We start from the raw sequence: 18,863 nt of genomic DNA, 5'->3' as shown, positions 1-18,863 counted from the left end.
TGAGTTCTTTGCTCAAACGTGCGGCTTCCTGGGCAACACCGCCATTGGCATTCATGCAGGCATCCTTCCAGGATTGTATCTGTTCAACGTAAAGCCCTTTCTGACGGGCATATTCGGCAAGCTCAATTTCGCTCATGCTTGCAGTTTCAACGACAATGAGGAACTTATCCTGTGTACTCCATTTATCTGAGAGAGTGTTATTTCCTGGTGCTGCAATACCATTCGCTCTGGCATTATCTCTCCAGTTGCGAAGTGTCTGCTCAGAAATTCCTTCCTCTTTGGATATTTTACTGATAGCTTCATTGCTCGGAGGAAGCATTCTCCGGATAATTGAATCTTTTAATTCTTTACTATATTGCATAGCAGTCAGCTCCTTCCTTGTGGTACTTCTAATACTACCACAAATGATTATTTCATTCACTGACAACTATGCTAACACACAGGGTTAGACAAATGAAAAATATAAAAAATCAAGGGCATCCGTTCAGCTGATAATGTAAGTTGGCGGATGCCTCTATATATTGGTTTTATTTGTAGATTTAAAAAAATATTGTGGTTACACTCTGGTTAGATGATGTGCGAGCCCCCTTTCTATGCGGTTTCCAGAGTTTGTCACGGGTCCGACTCCCGTTAGCAGCATATTGAAAAAAGATTTGATTCGATGAATACGAACAATATTGGCATTTTCTTAACTTAACACCCCATCTTTCATACTATAGATATAAAAAAATTATGAAGCACGAGGTGTTGTTATGACGAAAATGATAACGGTGAAAGACGTAAAAGAAATACTGGGAATTGGAATCAACCAAGCTTATGAACTGGTGAACTCATCAGCCTTCCCATCAATCAGATGTGGCCGGAGAATACTCATTCCCGAAGATGCATTCAGCGAATGGATACGAGCATACACATATGGGAGCTACGAAAAATAATGATACAATCTGTGGAGTTTTTATACCTTACATGGTATAATTATAACTAGAGAAACGTCACAATTATGAGCTCAGGTAAATGGGTGTAAAAAAGAGGTGTACAGTTAGGATGTGAAGCCAGAACCCCTTATAAATAAAGGGGTAAGAGGTTTTGGAACGTTGGTCTCCAAAACCAAATGTCGAGGGTTCGAGTCCTTCTGTCCCTGCTCTTTTAAAAGCCAGAAATTCTTGCAAATACAAGAGTTTTTGGCTTTTTTTGTGTTCTTGAAAATCTGTGAAAGTGAGACCAAAAGGAAGCATGAAAGTACTCAAAGTTATCTGGTGGAAACATGATAGCAAACAGGGTATGGTTTCGTCGGCTGCTCTCGCTATTGGTCTTATGATATAATTCCAGACAATTTTTGGTACTGTTTCGGTGTAATATGATGATGCTGCTTGAATAATTTTCCAAAATAACTGCTGCTTCCGAAACCTGTCTCCAGAGCGATTTCCAAAACTCCCTTATCTGAATGCATCAGAAGTTCCTGGGCCCTCTGCATACGCAAGGAGGTAATGTATTCGCTGGGCGTAATGTCTAGCTTATTCTGAAACAGACGGTAGCATTCGCGTTCGCTGATGGGGATTGCTCCGGCAATCATGCCAACAGTTATCTTTTCGGTAAAATGCGCCTGAATGAACAGAAGCAGCTGTTTGATTTTTTCGTCTTCAAGCGAGTTAAAGGAATCCCGATCTTTCTTCGTGGACATTGCCCACGAATACACAGTCTCCCATAATTCAGAGAAAATTCTCTGCAAGCGCAGTTCGAAAAAATCTTTTCTTTCTGTTCCCAGATTAGCGGCCTCCTGCATCTTGTCCAGGAATTCCTTGTGTTCCGGGTTGCTGCCATAAAGAGGAACCATTTCTAATTGTCTTTGCTCCTTGACAGGAGCAATATACTTGATGTCGAAGAGGCTGCCGGAAGAACCTGCCAGAAAGGATTTGTCAAAAAACTGGCTTTGCAGGCGGATATCTTTCTTTGGCTCCAAAGGCTGAAGATAATGGAGACTTCCGGAATTGATGAAAATCCCATCCCCTTCATGAAGGATACATTCCTGGTTGTTTGTTTTGTATCGCATACTGCCAACGGACAAGTATCCGAATTCGAATTCATCATGCCAGTGCCATGGAATGTCGCTAAAAAAATATGCCTCTGGACGAGGTTGATATAAACCGTAGTGGATCATCTGATTTTGATATGTGATTGTCTCTTTCTGCTGACCATCCAGATGAAGATGACTAAATCGTTCCATTGATATTCACCCTGTATTTATCCCTTTTCTATAGTATTTGTAATAAATAACTATTCAGGACTATGCCCTTCGTAGTCACATGGATGCGCACAAATTACAGAAGTGGCAATTTGGTGCACAAAGTACAGTAGCCGTCGTTGGCGGAATAGTTATATTTTTGGTCGCTATATTTATTTATAATGATTTTTGAACACAGTATAATTATATTATCTCGAGAATCAGAACGTCAATATAAATAAAAGGCAGATAAGAAGGAGGATATTTTTTATGATTTATTATGTAGCAGCAGACGCTTCCAGACCAGGAATTGGGACAAAAGAAAGTCCGTTTCAGACAATAGATGAGGCCGCAAAGATTTCAGTTGGAGGTGACGAGGTCATCGTAGCACCAGGTATCTACCGGGAATATGTAAATCCCATAAATGGCGGCTGCGATGATGCGCATCGGATTGTATATCGTTCTGAAGTACCGCTCGGTGCAGTGATTACCGGTGCTGATGCTGTGAAAAACTGGGTCCATTATAAGGGAAACGTGTGGATGGCACGTATTCCAAACGGCGTGTTTGGAAATTATAATCCCTATACCACGGTCATAGCGGGAGACTGGTATTTCGCTCAGGACCCAGTACATACAGGAGAAATCTATCTGAACGGAAAGTCCATGTATGAAGCTTTTTCGCTGGAAGAAGTCTTGAATCCGACTATTTACGAGGGCTCATGGGATCAGGAAGCGACAATCTATAAATGGTTCACCGGGCAGGATGGGGAATTCACTGTTTTATATGCAAATTTCCAGGGTGCCGAGCCCAATAAAGAGGAAGTGGAAATTAATGTACGTCGCAACTGTTTTTATCCGGATAAGACAGGCGTTGGATATATTACGTTATCCGGATTTGTAGTGAAACAGGCAGCCACTACATGGGCGCCTCCAACCGCTTACCAGGAAGGGATGGTAGGTCCACACTGGTCCCAAGGGTGGATTATCGAAGACTGTGAAATCTCCGATTCAAAATGTTCTGGCATTTCGCTTGGAAAATATCTGCAGCCGAATAACGAAAACAAATGGACCAAAAAATTTCACAAGGATGGCACGCAGACAGAACGCGATGCTATCTGTCAGGCGCAGGTGGAAGGGTGGAATAAAGAAAATATCGGTTCCCACATCGTCCGTCGCTGCAATATCCATGATTGTGGACAGACCGGAATCGTAGGACATCTTGGCGGAGTTTTCTCTATCATCGAAGATAACCATATCCATCATATCAACAACAAACAGGATCTGGCCGGAGCTGAAATAGGAGGCATCAAGATGCATGCCGCCATCGATGTAATCATACGGCGAAACCATTTTCACCATTGCACCCGCGGTCTGTGGCTGGACTGGCAGGCGCAGGGCACCCGGGTAACGCAGAATCTGTTCCATGACAATGTCCCACCGAAAGGAACAAAAATCGCAAATGCGCTTGCGCTGGCAGAAGATATTTTCGTAGAGGTATCCCATGGTCCGACGTTGATAGACAATAACCTTCTGCTTTCTGACTGTGCCTGCCGCCTTAGCACCCAGGGAATTGCACTGGTCCATAACCTGATTGCGGGTTCCTTCACCTGGGTGGGTGCCGGAACGGACAACGGCGGACGCCATCTGCCGACTCCACGCTACACGCCTTACCATATGCCACATCGCACAGAAGTGGCGGGCTTCATGACGATTCTCCATGGCGATGCGCGTTTTTATAATAATATCTTTGTTCAAGGTGAAATCAGGCAGGATTTAGTTGAATATGCGCAGGAAAACAATTGCAGCAGCTTGGAAATGTACCAGTTTGTCAGCGGGACAAAGCCATATGACGGTTACCCGACCCCGGAAGCATATTTTGGACAGTTTAACTACGAATCTGCAATTGACCATTTCGGCAAAGATTTTTACTATGATCATCTGCCTGTCTATACCGGAGGAAATGTCTATTTCAACGGCGCGGTGCCATGCGATACGGAAGTGAATTATAAGGCAGACACGGAACATCATATTGTATTAAAACTGAAGGAGGAAGAGGGGAAATACAGGTTAGAGACCAATCTGTATGATTTCCTCCCGAAATTCGAAATCCCGGTTGTGAGCACGGAAATGCTGGGAGAAGCGTTCGAGCCGGAACAGAAATTTGAAAATCCGGACGGCTCACCAATTGTGTTCTGGCAGGATTATTTTGGAAAGCGTCGAGATATTATGCCTCTGGCAGGTCCGTTTGCAGACAGAGAGCAGGCGGTAAGGAGATTGTTTTAATATAACCGTTGGATAAGATCGGGGTTTGTAAATGGGCAATCATTGGTTGTCCATTTACTTATGGAAAAGAAGATCGAGGCGGTAAGAATTTTATATAACTTAGACAGTTTATTCGATTTGATTCATTTTCTCCATATGCTATTATAATGCTACCATATGGAAAGCAAATTTGATAAGGAGGAAATTATTATGAAACTCAGGTTTAAAAGATTGGTAGCATTATCTATGGTGTCTCTGTTAACTGTTTTGACAGTGGCATGTGGAAGCAGTACAGGAACTACAGGTAAATCTGAAGGGTCTTCAGAAAGCGCTGGAAGATCGGATGACAGCAAAGAAATCATATTCTGGAACATAGGTACAGAGAATCCGGATAAGGAAATTATGACTTATGGAGTTGATACATTTAATGAAACAACAGAATCGGGATATACAGTCGTTTCTGTTCCGACACAGAACGATACATATAAAGAAAAATTAGTAATCGCCATGAGCTCGGGAGAATGTCCGGATATGTATACAAGCTGGTCCGGCGGACCGATGAATGAATATGTGGATTCAGGATTTGCACAGCCGATAGACGACCTGTTTAACGCTTCCAGCCTGCCGGATACTCTGATGGATGCTGCGGTTGCTCAGGCTAGCTACAAGGATCATATCTATGCAATTCCAATGCTGAACGTATCGCTTTCAGGTATTTTCTATAATACTGAAATATTTGAAAAATATAATCTGGAAGTACCAACTACTATTTCCGAATTAGAAGCAGTCTGCGATACCTTAGTGGAAAACGGAATCACTCCTTTCGCACTGGCAAATGGTTCGAAATGGACAGGATCCATGTATTTTATGAGCCTGGCAGCACGTATGGGTGGTCTGGAACCGTTTGCGGATGCGGTTGCAGGAACAGGATCCTTTGAAGATGAATGCTTTATCTATGCTGGACAGAAGATTCAGGAATGGGTAGAAAAAGGCTATTTCCCAGAAGGCGTAAATTCACTCAGTGAAGATGACGGACAGGCAAAACAGCTGATGTATCAGGAATCAGCAGCGATGCTTTGCTGCGGATCATGGTATACGGGAACATTCTCAACTGATAGCGCAGAATTTTATGAAAAAATTGATTGGTTCTCATTCCCTTCAGTAGATGGCTCTGATGCAGATTCTTCCATACAGATTGGAACCGTCGGCGATCAGTTTATTTCATTCAACTGCGAAGGTGACAAGCTGGCAGCAGCATTTGAATGTGTAAGTACGTACTCAAGTGAGGAGGCAGTCCAGCTTATGGTTGACAACGGGAAGATTCCTCCTGTAAAGACTGTGGGAGATTATCTGACAGACCCAATCACAAAGAAAATTTTGCAGGCGGCAAATGATGCATCTTCCACACAGTTATGGTATGACCAGTACCTTCCACCAGCAGTAGCACAGGTACATCTTGATACCTGTCAGGAAATCTTTGGTCTTACAATGACACCGGAAGCAGCAGCAGCTAAGTTACAGGAAGCTATGCAGTCGGATTTGGCGGAATAACAGCAGACTATTTGATCAGAGGCACAGCTATGCTGGCCTCTGATTTTTTGCTCTTATACAGGTCAATTATTTATAGATTGTGTGTAGATTATTGTATATCCTTGCGTAATGACTTTTGTTAAGATGGTTTCAGGATCAAGTGAAGCGATTAAAAACGAAAATTGGAGGAAAACACATGAATGAAAAAAATATTTCGATTCTGGTGCAGAGACAAAGGAGCACAAGAAGAGCTGCTACAATCTTTTTAGCCCCTGTGGCAATCCTGATGATGGTCTACATATTTTATCCGATTATCAGCACATTCATCACCAGTACCTACAAGTGGAACGGAATTTCTGCAGCGAAAGAGATGACAGGGCTGGAGAACTGGATTACATTGATAAAGGATACAAGCTTCTGGATTGCGTTCAAAAATAATCTGGTTATCATGGTGTTGTCGATAGTAATCCAGATTCCTCTCGGATTGGCGCTTGCCACATTCCTTGATTTCGGCAAGAAAAAATTAACAATATTCAAGGTAATCTGGTTCATACCGCTGTTGATGTCATCCGTAGCAATCGGCTTCCTGTTTACCTATGCGCTGGCGACAAACGGAGGCATGATAAGCACGATATCGAAGTTTTTCGGAGGTGGAAATATCGATCTTCTCGGCAACCCAAAGACTGCACTTCTGACAGTAATTGCAATCATATGCTGGCAGTTCACACCTTTCTATATGGTTTACTTTATGGCAGCATTTACCAATATTCCATATGATGTGTTTGAGGCAGCCCGAATAGATGGTGCAACGAGAGGACAGTATTTCTGGAGAATCGCATTACCACTGCTTGTTCCGTCGATGAAAAGTGCGGCGATACTTTCCATGGTGGGTTCTTTGAAATACTTCGACTTGATTTATGTCATGACAGGCGGAGGCCCCGGAACCTCTACTGAGCTCATGGCGACCTATATGTATAAGCAGTCCTTCAAAACTTTTAATATGGGATACGGCTCAGCGGTAGCAGGTGGAATGTTCATCCTGATTACGATGGTAGCACTGATTACCATGAAACTTTTGAACGGAAAAAAACAGGAGGTATAAACGATGGAGAGGACTATTGATAAAAATGCAGATAGGACAGTCGACAGGACAATGGACACTATCAGGAAAAACAAGATAAAGAAGGTCGTATATTGGGGAATCGCCTTTGTTCTGGCTGTATTCTGGCTGCTGGTTTCGTCACTGCCGTTTGTTTTCATGGTGATGAATTCCTTTAAGGAAAAATTCGAAATGCTGGTATCGGGCGTATTTTCTCTTCCGGCAGCACTTAATCTAAACAATTACAAGGAAGTACTTATAGGGAACTTCGGTTCGTATTTTCTGAACAGCGTGATTGTTCTTGCAGTATCGCTGATTTTGCTGCTGTTCATTGCGGCATGCGCATCCTATCCGCTTGCCAGATTCAGGTTTAAGCTGGCAGCGCCCATCTATGCATTGATAGTGGCCTGCATGTCCATCCCGATACATATAACGCTGATTCCGGTATTCAAAATGTCCCAGTCTGCTGGACTCTATGACAGTATATGGGCGTTGATCGGTCCATATGTAGCATTTGGTATTCCTATCTCGGTATTTATCCTCACCAGCTTCATGCAGCAGATACCGAGGGAAATTGAGGAGTCTGCAGAAATAGACGGATGTAACAAATTCCAGATGTTCTTCCAGATGATTCTCCCACTATCCAAATCTGGCCTTGCCACACTGGCAATTTACAATGGCGTCAACATGTGGAATGAATTCAGCTTTGCCTACACCCTGACCCAGTCTTCGGAGAACAGAACACTGCCATTGGCTGTGTGGGAGTTCCAGGGACAATATTCCATGAATACGCCGATGATTATGGCTGTCCTTACATTAAGCCTTCTGCCAATGATTATCATGTTTATTCTATTTCAGGATAAGCTGGTGAAGGGAATGACCGCAGGAGCGGTAAAAGGCTAATATTATACAGAAAGATGATCTTTTGATTTGCCAGGGTCATCTTTTTTGTGCGTTCGGATTTCTGACACGGACAGACATGCTATAATAGTCAGAGATTATTGTCAGAAGGAGTATTTTATATGGGGAAATTTTTAAATACCATAAATAGGTGGAAGTTCGATAAAAAAATGCGTTATCTGGTTACTGTGTCCATGGTTCTGACCGCGCTGGTCGTCCTGACCGTATCCACGGTATCATCGGTTAAGGCCATGACAGACCAGACAAGGACAATGTTGGAGGAACAGAACGATTCCATGTCGCAGAATTTCGAGAGCTGGTTGTCGAACTACAAGTCTCTTGCGATTGCAATGATTATGGATGCATCCATTCAGGCATATCTGAAAAGCGACGGGCTTTCGGATGAGAACTATTATACCCTGGCCAGCGATGCCAGGGACTCACTGCTGAACTGCACCAATATGTGGTCGAGCATGAACTTTATTGCCGTCGTTAGTAAGAAATTCGATTCTTATATCTATAAGGGCGACAGCGCCCTTGAAAACACGCAGTTTATACAGGTTTATGAGAATGATTATTCCAATTGCAAAGCGGCACAGGACGGTGCAATGAAAATCGGATTCAATAATGCTTACTTTAAAGGGAATAGTTATACACTGAATATTTACTATCCGGTCTATAATGTGAGTAAGCTAAGTGGAGAATTGGGCCTTCTGTGCATGAATTTCAATGATACCAGCCTGGATCAAATCTTTTCAAAGAAGAATTCCAATGTAAAATCCGATATTTCTGTTATCGACACGGACGGCGTGATAGTATCCATTTCAGACAGGGCAGCAGTAGGGACAAAAGTGGATTACCTGGATGCGATAGATGGGAAAAAGGGCAACTTTACGAAAGAGGGGAAGCTTTATATCTATGAAAAGCTGAAAGGATGGAATTTTTATGTGGTTAGCAGCATTCCAATCATCGAGCTGTACAGGCCCAGCATTGATGTGATTTTTCTAATGGCGATGCCGATGATTGTCATGGTGGGTGCCAGTCTCGTGGTTGTGGGAAAAGTAATAAAGAAGGCATATAAGCCGTTGGATAAAGTAGTGAAGAAAATGGATGCTGTTGCGTCAGGTTCCTTGGAAACCAGGCTTGATGAGGAGATGATCGGGGAGGATTTCGGTAAGATAGCAATCGGATTTAATGCGATGATGGAGGAAATCCAGGTCCTTATGGAACGTGTAAAGCTGGAACAGCGGCAGAGGGAGCAGATACGGTTTAATGCGCTGCAGTCTCAGATTCAGCCACATTTTTTATACAATACTCTGGAGTGTATCCACTGGCAGGCACTGGCAGAAGGAAATGGGGAAATATCAACATTGGTCAAAGCCCTGGCAAAATATTACCGCATCTGCCTTAGCAGAGGGAAAGATATTATCCCCATTGAGCAGGAAGTGGAGCATATCCGGAACTATCTGATTATACAGAATATGCGGTATGACAATATCATAGATAGTGAAATCGAGCTGGATGAGAGTCTGAAGAATGTCCTGATACCGAAACTTACACTGCAGCCGCTTGTGGAAAATTCCATCTATCATGGACTAAAGGTAAAGGATGGGAAAAAGGGTAAGGTAACGCTGAGTATGGCAAGGGAAGGCGAGGATGTGTTCATCACGCTGGAGGACAGCGGAACAGGCATGTCACAGGAAGAGATATGTGAAATGAACCGCTCTATTTCGGAGTATGACGAATCTTTCGGGTACGGGGTGCGGAATGTGAACAAAAGGATTGAACTTTTATACGGATCTGAATATGGCCTGCGCTATAAGAAGAATGAACCGGAAGGAATTACAGTTGAGATTCATATACCATATAGCCATGAAGCGGAAAGGTGAGAGGAAGAATATGTATAAGGTTCTGATTGTTGATGATGAAAAGATGATCCGCATGGGGATGCAGAAGGTAATCCAGTATAAGAATCCGGAACTTGAGGAAGTGCTGGTTGCGGCTTCGGGTTCGGAAGCACTGGAGATTATTAGGGAGTGCAAGCCTGAAATCATGATTACGGATATTAATATGACGGAGATGACGGGGCTGGAGCTTATAGAGCAGGCCAGGGAAATTGTGCCGGAACAGAGGGTCGTGGTGCTTACGGGATATGATAAGTTTGAATATGCAAGATGCTGTCTGAGGCTGAGGGTTGAGGATTTTTTTCTGAAGCCTATTGACGAAGACGACTTATCCGCTGCAATTAGAAAACAGGTGGATTATCTGAACAGAGCGAAGAGCGAAGAGAAAAGCCATCAAATTATATGGAGGGCAAAAGGTGTATCGGAGCAGGCGGAACTTGAAAAGTGCATGAGGAAGCTAGTCCATAGAAAGTATGTGGATGAATCTTTTATGGAAGAATTATACACGCACTATCTTTTTGAGCAGGGGCAGATCATGACGCTGGCGATACTGGTACCCCAGATATGCATGGAGCATAATGATCAGGAAGACAGATTCTATGCCATGTCAGTAAAGAACATATGTATGGACATGATTGATGCAAGGGGAAACGGCGTCACCTTCACAGATGACAATGGGACAATCGTCATGGTCCTCTTCGAAAATGATGAAGAGGCTGATGTCTTAGAACGGATTGGGGACATAACGAATATTCTGAAGGATGAGTTCAATACAAAGCCCAAAGTGGTAGTTGGAAGCGAAGTGCAGGGATTCCAAAACCTGCACATTTCCTATAATGATGCAGTCTATCTGCTGGAGCATGAGAAGGAAGCTGTCAGGGACATTGTGCTGACAAACAATGTACAAAGCCGGACGGATATTATCCGCGATCTGTTTGCAGAACTTAAGCAGCAGATGAACATGAATGTAGGCAATACGGAATATGTTCTGAAGGTGTTTAACACGTTCTGCAAGGCAGTTGAATCCTATAACCTCTCGGTGGCAAATGTCAGGAAGTGCTGTTTTGAGATGGCCACGTCTGTCTACTTTTCCTATATCAGCGAGGTGTGTGAAGCGGAAGACAACAGACTTAGCCAGCTGTCCAAAAACCTCCTCTGTGCATGCAGGGAGGAAGCATGTGAGATGACCCGTATGTTCTTGGAACAGCTGCTTGGGAAAGAGGAGAACGTGCATGAAATCATCACGAAAGCAAAATACTATATAGGTGAAAATCTGGCAGAAGAGCTGTCCGTATCCAATATTGCGGAAAGCCTTTTTGTGACGCCGAATTACTTTTCACGGCTTTTTAAGCGGGTAATGGGCGAAGGATGTAATGAATATATCGTGAGGAGGAGGATTGAAAAGGCAATCTCCCTTCTGGAGACTACGACGATTAAGACAGGGAAAATCGCCATGATGGTGGGCTATCAGGATACCAATTATTTTTCCCTGGCCTTCAAAAAATACACAGGAAAATCTCCTACTAAATACCGTGAGGACATCAGGGAAAAAGGATAGGATTTTATATATAGAGGGTGGTTTATTTAATTAAAAATCAAAAATACATATGTTATAGTGGACTCACAAATATATCAGGAGGGTTATGTTATGAGTGAGTACATTAAGATTGATCATATCGATCAGCTTCTGGCAATGCCACTTGCAAGACAGAAAAAGTTTCGCGAGGAAGTGCTGAAGCATGTAAAAGAAAACCCTGTTCACCATATGGAGAGTGAATGGGGACGTTTTGAAAACGTCGGGACGCTTGGAAAAGATGAAATAGAAGATCTGGTTACGGAAGTAATGAGTGAAATGACATTGGAACAGAAGGTCAATCAGATGTCCGCTGATTATACGCCGGCCGTTATCCAGTTTGTCCCTGACCGCTATAACTCAGAGCCTTATTATGCAGGCGAGGACATGGAGCTGGATATCCCGGCAGTCAGGTTTACGGACGGACCAAGCGGTGTAGTCCTCGGTTACCATTCGACAGCTTTTCCTGTGTCCATGGCGAGGGCAGCTTCCTTCGATCCGGAGCTGGAGAAAAGGGTCGGCGATGTAATCGGTATCGAAACGAGGTCAGGGGGAGCCAATTTTTTTGCAGGCGTATGCATCAATCTTCTGCGTCATCCGGGGTGGGGAAGAGCCCAGGAAACGTATGGTGAAGACCCTTATCTGCTTGGCATTATGGGATCGGCTCTCACAAAAGGCGTACAGAACCATGCCATGGCATGCGTGAAGCACTTTGCGGCAAACAGCATTGAAAATGCAAGATTCATGGTAAGCGTGGAGATGGATGAGAGGGCTTTAAGAGAACTATATCTTCCGCACTTTAAAATGTGCGTGGATTCAGGGGCCGCAAGCATTATGAGCGCCTATAACCGCGTAAGGGGGGAATGGTGCGGGCATAATAAATATCTCCTTACGGATATCCTGAAAAACGAATGGGGATTTGAAGGGTTTGTAATGTCTGATTTTATTTTCGGGATAAGGGGAACTGTAGATGCTGCTAATGCCGGCTTGGATGTGGAGATGCATGCAACCCAGTTCTACGGCCACAGGCTTGTGGATGCGGTCAGGGCAGGAGAAGTTCCGGAAGCGCAGGTGGATGATGCAGTGCGTCGTATCTTACGGCAGAAGATCCGGTTTGCAGGTGTGGGAAGTCCTGAAAAGTATGACAGAAGCAGAATGGGCTGCGCAGAGCACGCAGAACTTTCCCTGGAAGTGGCAAGAAAGTCTGCAGTCCTGCTGAAAAATGACCATGTGCTCCCTCTGGACAGGACGAAAGTGAAGAAAGTTCTTGTGGCCGGCGATCTGGCAAGAACGGGCGCAATCGGCGACAGCAAGGGAAGTTCAGCCGTGTTCCCTCCTTATGTAGTGACTGCCCTGGAAGGAATACAGAAGGCGGCAGGAGAAAACGTACAGGTGGAATTTGCACGCGGCGTAGTTGAGGATGAATTGAGGCAGAGAGGAAAGGATTTTGATGCAGTAATTGTTTATGTGGGACTTACCCATCTGAATGAAGGAGAATACTTCCCGTCATCAGCCGATGCACCTGTAGGCGGCGACCGTCTGGATTTAGGACTTACCTATAAGGAAGTTGGAATGATTGAGGCGGCGGCAGAAGGAAACGAGAACACGATTGTCGTGCTGCAGGGTGGCAGTGCAATTCAGGTAGAACCTTGGAAAGACAAAGCGAAGGGGATCATCATGCAGTGGTACTCCGGAATGGAAGGAGGTACGGCATTGGGCGAAATCCTGTTTGGTGACGTGAATCCAAGCGGAAAGCTTCCGGTAACGATCCATGCGAAACCGCAGCAGCTTCCATATTTCGGTCTGCATCTTGAGACGGTAGATTATGACCTGTATCATGGATACTTTGCAGCAGACAAGTTCCAACAGGAAGTATCCTATCCATTCGGCTACGGCTTGAGCTATACGAAGTATCAATACAGCAATATCCGGCTGGCATCGGATAGCATAACAAAAGACGGAACCGTCAGCATCACTGTGGATGTGGCCAATACAGGGGAAAGAGCCGGTGAAGAGATTGTGGAAGCCTATGTCGGATGTCTGAAGTCGGAAGTAGACCGTCATGTGAAGGATCTGAAAGGATTCAGGAAAGTGCATCTAATGCCTGGCGAAACGAAGACCGTAACGATTGATGTGGATGCAGAGAATCTCGCATATTACTATGAGGATAAAAAAGAGTGGGTTGTGGAAGCGACGGACTATATGGCATATATAGGCGCTTCATCAAGCGAAAAGGATCTGCTGAAAAAGGGATTCAGGATTGTCTGATGCGAAGAACCGCACTATCCGTTCGGATACGACCTGATTTATGGAAAGGCGTCTGTCAGTAAAGCAACGCTGCTGAACAGTTCCGCAGGAAATAAAAATCAATCTATAAATAGATCTATAAATGAATCTGTAGAGGTTTATAGATGAATATATAAAGAAGTAGGGAGAAATAGCATGCTGAATAGAAAACTGAAGGCAATATTAGTGGGAATAGCACTTTTGACGATAGGAACGGGAATCATCGGCTGCAGTGCAGCAACAACAGAAACTGCTTTGAAAGCTGATGCAGGTCAGGACAGCACAGCGGATATTTCAGACCAAGAATCTGCTTCAGTCAAAGAAGCGGTTCTTGAGAAAGTAGTGAAGCCAAGCTTTACAGCAGAGGGAATCAGGGCGCTTTCAGTTGTGAATCAGGGCCAGGAAACATTTGCAATCTCTTATAATCCTAAAGCGTATAAAAGTGAATTTGACTACTGGGAAATTTCAGTTCCATACGAAGGCCTAAATTGTACAGACACCGAAGCGATTTATAAACTGTATGGAATTCTGGCAGGCATGGATTTCTCCAATGAGGCAGCAGTTGCTGCAGGAACGGATACCGGAATAGAAGATACCGAAAACATAATCGCATTGCAGTTCATTCAATCGGATGGAACAGAAGATTCAGCCAGCCCTGATGGCAACAGCGAAGCGGCTATCCTGATCGGCAATGAAGATGGAAGCGGCAATTACTATGCTGCGGTGCAGGGATATGAAGATAAGGTCTACCTCCTCAACAAAGGCATAGTGGATTCGGCTCTGTCCATAAATCCGTTTGACTATATCCTGAAAATCAGCACACTTGTCAATATCGACAGCATAACGGATGTTGAAATCACAGTCGGGGAAGAAACCCATCTGATTTCAAAAGAAGGAGAAAGCTACAAGTTTGACGGAAAAGAAGTAGTAAAAAAAGAATTCACGACTTTATATCAGGCGCTGCAGTTTATCATACTGGATTCCGAGCTGGCAGATGCCGGGGAGAAGGATTCGGAAAGCCAGTCTGCAACGGATAAGAGGAATCCGGTTTTGAGCATCGTCTATCATCGCAGTAGCGAAGAAGCACCGGAAATTTCAGTTGACTATTATGAGCTGGATAAAACCGGATACAGCGTGGAGACAAATGGAATGGAGCGTTTCAGGGTACCAAGAGAAGATGTGGATGCACTGGTAGATACGATTAAGGCGGCTTTTAAATAAAATCAAATAGAAAATGTTAAATAAGGGTATTTGAATAACAGATCATATTGGAAGAATTTTCAAGGGGAAAATAATAAGAGAAATTTCAAAAGAGAGGGAAAACATATGGACGGAACAATGAAGACAGCAGTGATGACAGGTATTGAAAAAGTTGAAATACAGCAGAGACCGATCCCTGCGATAAAAGATAACGAAGTACTGGTAAAAATAGAGAATGTCGGTATATGCGGCTCAGACCTGCATTATTATGAATCAGGTAGAATTGGAGATTTTGTTGTACAGACCCCATTTGTGCTGGGTCATGAAGCAGGAGGAACAGTTGTAGATGTCGGGGAAAATGTAAGCCATTTGAAGGTAGGGGACAAGGTTGCGTTGGAACCGGGAAAGACCTGTGGTGAATGTGAATTCTGCAAAGCAGGAAAGTACAATCTCTGCCAAGACGTGGTATTCTTTGCAACGCCGCCGGTTGATGGCGTCTTCCAGGAATATGTGGCACATGAAGCAGCGTTATGCTTCAAACTTCCGGAAGGAATGGACACTGTGGAGGGAGCCTTAATCGAGCCGCTTGCAGTGGGATTTCACGCGGCAATACAAGGGGGAGCCAGCATGGGACAGACTGCGGTTATTACTGGAGCGGGATGTATCGGCCTTGTTACGTTGCTTGCTTTGAAGGCTATGGGTGTCTCAAAGGTCTATGTTGTGGACATCATGCAGAAAAGACTGGATAAAGCGCTGGAATTAGGAGCGGATGCTGTAATCAACGCAAAAGAAGTCGATGCGGTAGAGAAGATTATGGAACTGACTGGTGGAAGAGGATGCGACCTGGGCATTGAAACGGCAGGCACACAGATTACCGCTGCACAGCTGATACGTGTGGCAAAAAAAGGATCCACCATCGTCTATGTGGGATACAGTGCTTCCGGAGAAATCACGATTCCAATGGGTATGGCGCTTGATAAGGAATTGGATTTCAAGACCGTATTCCGCTATCGCAATATCTATCCACTTGCAATCGAAGCGATTGCCCAGAAGAAGGTTGATATCAAGAATATTATAACGGATACCTTTGAACTGGATCATATTCAGGATGCCTTGCAGTCATGCGTAAAGAATAAGGATAGTATTGTAAAAGGGCTGATTAGGGTCAGTTAGGGGATAGTGAAGGGGAACAAATAAGGAGAAAAATGCTATGTTACATGGAACACTTAACATTAATGATAATCGTAAAATAAATAGGAGGACAAGAAGAATAGTTATGTCACTATTTGGCGTTATAATCTGCGCGATCAGTGTTGGCATTTTCAAGATTGCAGCATTTGGTGTAGATCCATTCCAATCTCTGATGAGTGGATTGAATCAGATGATACCAATCTCATTTGGAACATTATATATGATAGTTAATCTTGTGCTGCTTCTATTTGGTCTCATAGTTGATCGTCACAATATTGGTATCGCTACATTTATTAATTTGTTTTTATTAGGTTATATTACTGAATTTACATATGATTTTCTTCAGAGTGTTATTGTAAACCCTTCTTATGTTACTCGAGCTATATGCCTGGTTGTTGGTATCGTGATAATTTGCTTTGGTTCCGCTTTTTATATGACAGCAGATCTTGGAGTCTCCACCTATGATGCAGTAGCAATCGTTCTTTCGTATAAGTGGAAAGTTGCAAAATTCCAGTATTGCCGAATTACATCAGATTTAATTTGTGTTATTACAGGTATCATTATTTTTTTACTTGCTGGTGGAAGTTACACTAAGATATCTGTTTTCGTTGGGATTGGAACAATTATTACCGCTTTCTTTATGGGACCGTTAATTGAAGTTTTCAACATGAAAATTGCAAGGCCATTGCTGAATAAATAAAATGAATGAACAAAATGAACAAATAGAAGCCAGGCACCGTGAATGGAATATTCATGGTGCCTGACTTGCTGTATTAGTTGCTTTTTTATGCTGTCTTAAACGCCCCAATATTGGAACCAGTCAAAATCAGCATAATTGGAAGATCTATCTTTGTTGGAGCTTCCATACATGCCAATATATGTTCCGGTGAAGCCTTCATTTACGGCAGAACTTAATAATGAAGCATCAAGGTTATCAGCAAACAAAAGCATTTCCTGATCGGAGTAGCCATAATAAAAGGAATATATATCCGTGTGTCCCTGAACGCTCAGATATAACCTTGAGGCTGGGTTCAACGTTACCGTTTTAAGCAGCGTCCTTGTGCCAAATCCCGTTTTAAACAGCCGTAAAACCCTTATGCCATTATCATACCCAACTACAAAAATATAGTTGAAACGGTCATCCTGAATAAGTACGATGCCAGCCTCTTCGTATTCGGATTGCGGTGTGAATTCCATTACGGTTTTTGCCTGGAATACTTTATGTTGTTGTCTCCTTCCCACAAAAGCTGGATTGCAGATTTCCGTGATTACTTCAGGTATCAGATGCAAGCGGAGAAAACCAGGACGTTCCGTAAGAGAAAAGAAATTCTTTACAGGAGGATGAATTGTATTCCACATCATAGCAAGCTCAGGAGATTCAAATTGGTCTGTCGGATTCGTAAGAGGGTATAAGGTAGACGGCAGATTGGGAACCTGTTCCGTTGTGTTTACGAGACCGGTCTCGTTATTAGTCATAGGCCAGCCATCCTCAGCCCAGAAGATAGGAATCATAAATGTCTCGCGTCCTAAATTATAGTGACCGCCCTCATAAGGCCTGACACCCAAAAGAACCATCCACCATTCTCCATTCTGCGTTTCCACAATATCAGCATGCCCGACTACGGATATGTCATTTACTAAAGGCCTGTGGCGGTGGGTGACAATTGGATTGCGGGGGCAGACTTCGTAATCTCCGGAAATGTTCTTGCAGCGCGCCATCATAACGCTGTGGTTGACAAAGGTTCCGCCTTCTGCTACTAACAGATAATAATATCCATCATGCTTATAGAGGTGCGGTGCCTCGATCCACTTGCTTTGTGTCATTTTCCCGTCCCAGAGGATATGGCGTGGTCCCTTGAATTGTAGTGTGTCCGGATCCAGTTCATTCAGATAGATTCCGTGATGCCCTTCATACAGAGCCTCACTACAAATGAAGTTGCCAACATACCATACGGACCCATCGTCATCAAAAAACAGACTCGAATCGATGCCGTCCGCCCCTTCCACAAAAATGGGGTTGCTCCACGGGCCGGCCGGATTGCTGGCCGTGATTATATAGTTGTCTCTTCTTGCTTCCCGGCCTTCCGAAACGAACGTATTGATAATGTAGTAAGTCCCGTTATGATAACGGATGCTTGGCGCCCAAAGACCTAATGAGGTTTCACAGTTCTTATAATCCAGCTGGTCCGGCCGGTGAATACCGTGCCCAATCTGTTCCCAATGGATAAGGTCTTTGCTGTGAAAGATGGGGAGTCCTGGATAATAGACAAAGGAAGAGGTGACCAGGTAATAATCATCCCCTACGCGGCAGATGGATGGATCTGGATAGAATCCGCTTAGTAGAGGATTGGAAAAAGTTTTGTTTTTCATCGTAAATCTCCTTTTCGATAAGATGATTTCAGTATAAGAAAGGAGAGAAGGGGAGTAAATAGAATTTAGGGGGATTTGGATAGAATATTATTTCGAAAATTCAAAAATGTTATTTGAAAGGGGTGAATTACTCGCATCTCGTAAGTAGAGGAGCAATTATGTAGGGAGTCCATCTGCGGGGAGCATCATTTTTTTCGGAGACGAACGAACGCATAAAAAAGAGAATCATATTTAGTGTCTGCTGAGCAGACCTGAAACCATTGATTTTACTGATTTTCTCGACGTTTTATGATAAAATATATGCAAGGGTTTTTGATTTGCTGAAAT

The 18,863-nt window shown here is 43.6% G+C and carries 14 protein-coding genes and 1 tRNA gene; 12 read left to right on the top strand and 3 right to left on the bottom strand.

Annotated features, from left to right (window positions below; translation table 11 throughout):
* A partial coding sequence (locus BJR36_RS18235; protein ID WP_139133582.1) for a transposase occupies positions 1 to 421 on the bottom strand: 421 nt, incomplete at its 3' end.
* Positions 422 to 752: 331 nt separating this feature from the next.
* Between BJR36_RS18235 and BJR36_RS18230 the strand changes: the two genes are divergently transcribed.
* Positions 753 to 935, top strand: a complete 183-nt coding sequence (locus BJR36_RS18230; RefSeq protein WP_091236866.1) for a helix-turn-helix domain-containing protein — start codon at positions 753 to 755, stop codon at positions 933 to 935.
* 137 nt (positions 936 to 1,072) lie between these two features.
* A tRNA-Trp gene (locus BJR36_RS18225) sits at positions 1,073 to 1,141 on the top strand.
* Positions 1,142 to 1,312: 171 nt separating this feature from the next.
* Here the strand turns inward: BJR36_RS18225 and BJR36_RS18220 are convergent.
* The gene (locus BJR36_RS18220) at positions 1,313 to 2,224 is read right to left on the bottom strand and encodes an AraC family transcriptional regulator (protein WP_091236865.1); all 912 of its coding nucleotides are present in this window, start codon (positions 2,222 to 2,224) and stop codon (positions 1,313 to 1,315) included.
* A gap of 267 nt (positions 2,225 to 2,491) precedes the next feature.
* Between BJR36_RS18220 and BJR36_RS18215 the strand changes: the two genes are divergently transcribed.
* From BJR36_RS18215 to BJR36_RS18170, 10 genes are all read left to right on the top strand, one after another.
* On the top strand, positions 2,492 to 4,504 hold the full coding sequence (locus BJR36_RS18215) for a right-handed parallel beta-helix repeat-containing protein (RefSeq protein ID WP_091236864.1): 2,013 nt from the start codon (positions 2,492 to 2,494) through the stop codon (positions 4,502 to 4,504).
* A 189-nt stretch (positions 4,505 to 4,693) separates the two neighbouring features.
* Positions 4,694 to 6,034: an extracellular solute-binding protein gene (locus BJR36_RS18210; RefSeq protein WP_091236863.1), complete on the top strand. Its 1,341-nt coding sequence runs from the start codon at positions 4,694 to 4,696 to the stop codon at positions 6,032 to 6,034.
* 175 nt (positions 6,035 to 6,209) lie between these two features.
* Positions 6,210 to 7,115, top strand: coding sequence for a carbohydrate ABC transporter permease (locus BJR36_RS18205; RefSeq protein ID WP_091236862.1), 906 nt, complete (start codon positions 6,210 to 6,212; stop codon positions 7,113 to 7,115).
* A 3-nt stretch (positions 7,116 to 7,118) separates the two neighbouring features.
* A complete protein-coding gene (locus tag BJR36_RS18200; RefSeq protein ID WP_330387998.1) occupies positions 7,119 to 8,015 on the top strand; it encodes a carbohydrate ABC transporter permease in 897 nt (298 codons plus the stop codon).
* A 119-nt stretch (positions 8,016 to 8,134) separates the two neighbouring features.
* Positions 8,135 to 9,901, top strand: a complete 1,767-nt coding sequence (locus BJR36_RS18195) for a cache domain-containing sensor histidine kinase (RefSeq protein ID WP_091236861.1) — start codon at positions 8,135 to 8,137, stop codon at positions 9,899 to 9,901.
* A gap of 10 nt (positions 9,902 to 9,911) precedes the next feature.
* On the top strand, positions 9,912 to 11,474 hold the full coding sequence (locus BJR36_RS18190) for a response regulator transcription factor (RefSeq protein WP_091236860.1): 1,563 nt from the start codon (positions 9,912 to 9,914) through the stop codon (positions 11,472 to 11,474).
* A gap of 90 nt (positions 11,475 to 11,564) precedes the next feature.
* A complete protein-coding gene (locus BJR36_RS18185; protein ID WP_091236859.1) occupies positions 11,565 to 13,757 on the top strand; it encodes a beta-glucosidase family protein in 2,193 nt (730 codons plus the stop codon).
* A gap of 174 nt (positions 13,758 to 13,931) precedes the next feature.
* Positions 13,932 to 14,996, top strand: coding sequence for a DUF4340 domain-containing protein (locus BJR36_RS18180; RefSeq protein WP_091236858.1), 1,065 nt, complete (start codon positions 13,932 to 13,934; stop codon positions 14,994 to 14,996).
* A 105-nt stretch (positions 14,997 to 15,101) separates the two neighbouring features.
* Complete coding sequence (locus BJR36_RS18175; protein ID WP_091236857.1) at positions 15,102 to 16,148, top strand: NAD(P)-dependent alcohol dehydrogenase; 1,047 nt, start codon at positions 15,102 to 15,104, stop codon at positions 16,146 to 16,148.
* 37 nt (positions 16,149 to 16,185) lie between these two features.
* Complete coding sequence (locus BJR36_RS18170) at positions 16,186 to 16,866, top strand: YczE/YyaS/YitT family protein (RefSeq protein ID WP_139133581.1); 681 nt, start codon at positions 16,186 to 16,188, stop codon at positions 16,864 to 16,866.
* A gap of 95 nt (positions 16,867 to 16,961) precedes the next feature.
* Here the strand turns inward: BJR36_RS18170 and BJR36_RS18165 are convergent, their stop codons facing one another.
* Positions 16,962 to 18,536, bottom strand: coding sequence for a glycoside hydrolase family 43 protein (locus tag BJR36_RS18165; protein WP_091236856.1), 1,575 nt, complete (start codon positions 18,534 to 18,536; stop codon positions 16,962 to 16,964).
* Between the last annotated feature and the right edge of the window lie 327 nt (positions 18,537 to 18,863).

The sequence above is a fragment of the Anaerobium acetethylicum genome, from assembly GCF_900096945.1.
GTDB lineage: Bacteria > Bacillota > Clostridia > Lachnospirales > Lachnospiraceae > Anaerobium > Anaerobium acetethylicum.
Note: the sequence above shows the minus strand (reverse complement) of the source record. Positions and strands in the feature narration are given on the sequence as shown.

What these genes read in the sequence shown, in the direction of transcription:
- BJR36_RS18165 (WP_091236856.1), bottom strand. Translation starts at nt 18,536, where the DNA reads ATGAAAAACAAAACTTTTTCCAATCCTCTACTAAGCGGATTCTATCCA.
- BJR36_RS18210 (WP_091236863.1), top strand. Translation starts at nt 4,694, where the DNA reads ATGAAACTCAGGTTTAAAAGATTGGTAGCATTATCTATGGTGTCTCTG.
- BJR36_RS18175 (WP_091236857.1), top strand. Translation starts at nt 15,102, where the DNA reads ATGGACGGAACAATGAAGACAGCAGTGATGACAGGTATTGAAAAAGTT.
- BJR36_RS18220 (WP_091236865.1), bottom strand. Translation starts at nt 2,224, where the DNA reads ATGGAACGATTTAGTCATCTTCATCTGGATGGTCAGCAGAAAGAGACA.
- BJR36_RS18185 (WP_091236859.1), top strand. Translation starts at nt 11,565, where the DNA reads ATGAGTGAGTACATTAAGATTGATCATATCGATCAGCTTCTGGCAATG.
- BJR36_RS18230 (WP_091236866.1), top strand. Translation starts at nt 753, where the DNA reads ATGACGAAAATGATAACGGTGAAAGACGTAAAAGAAATACTGGGAATT.
- BJR36_RS18195 (WP_091236861.1), top strand. Translation starts at nt 8,135, where the DNA reads ATGGGGAAATTTTTAAATACCATAAATAGGTGGAAGTTCGATAAAAAA.
- BJR36_RS18190 (WP_091236860.1), top strand. Translation starts at nt 9,912, where the DNA reads ATGTATAAGGTTCTGATTGTTGATGATGAAAAGATGATCCGCATGGGG.
- BJR36_RS18170 (WP_139133581.1), top strand. Translation starts at nt 16,186, where the DNA reads ATGTTACATGGAACACTTAACATTAATGATAATCGTAAAATAAATAGG.
- BJR36_RS18205 (WP_091236862.1), top strand. Translation starts at nt 6,210, where the DNA reads ATGAATGAAAAAAATATTTCGATTCTGGTGCAGAGACAAAGGAGCACA.
- BJR36_RS18200 (WP_330387998.1), top strand. Translation starts at nt 7,119, where the DNA reads ATGGAGAGGACTATTGATAAAAATGCAGATAGGACAGTCGACAGGACA.
- BJR36_RS18215 (WP_091236864.1), top strand. Translation starts at nt 2,492, where the DNA reads ATGATTTATTATGTAGCAGCAGACGCTTCCAGACCAGGAATTGGGACA.
- BJR36_RS18180 (WP_091236858.1), top strand. Translation starts at nt 13,932, where the DNA reads ATGCTGAATAGAAAACTGAAGGCAATATTAGTGGGAATAGCACTTTTG.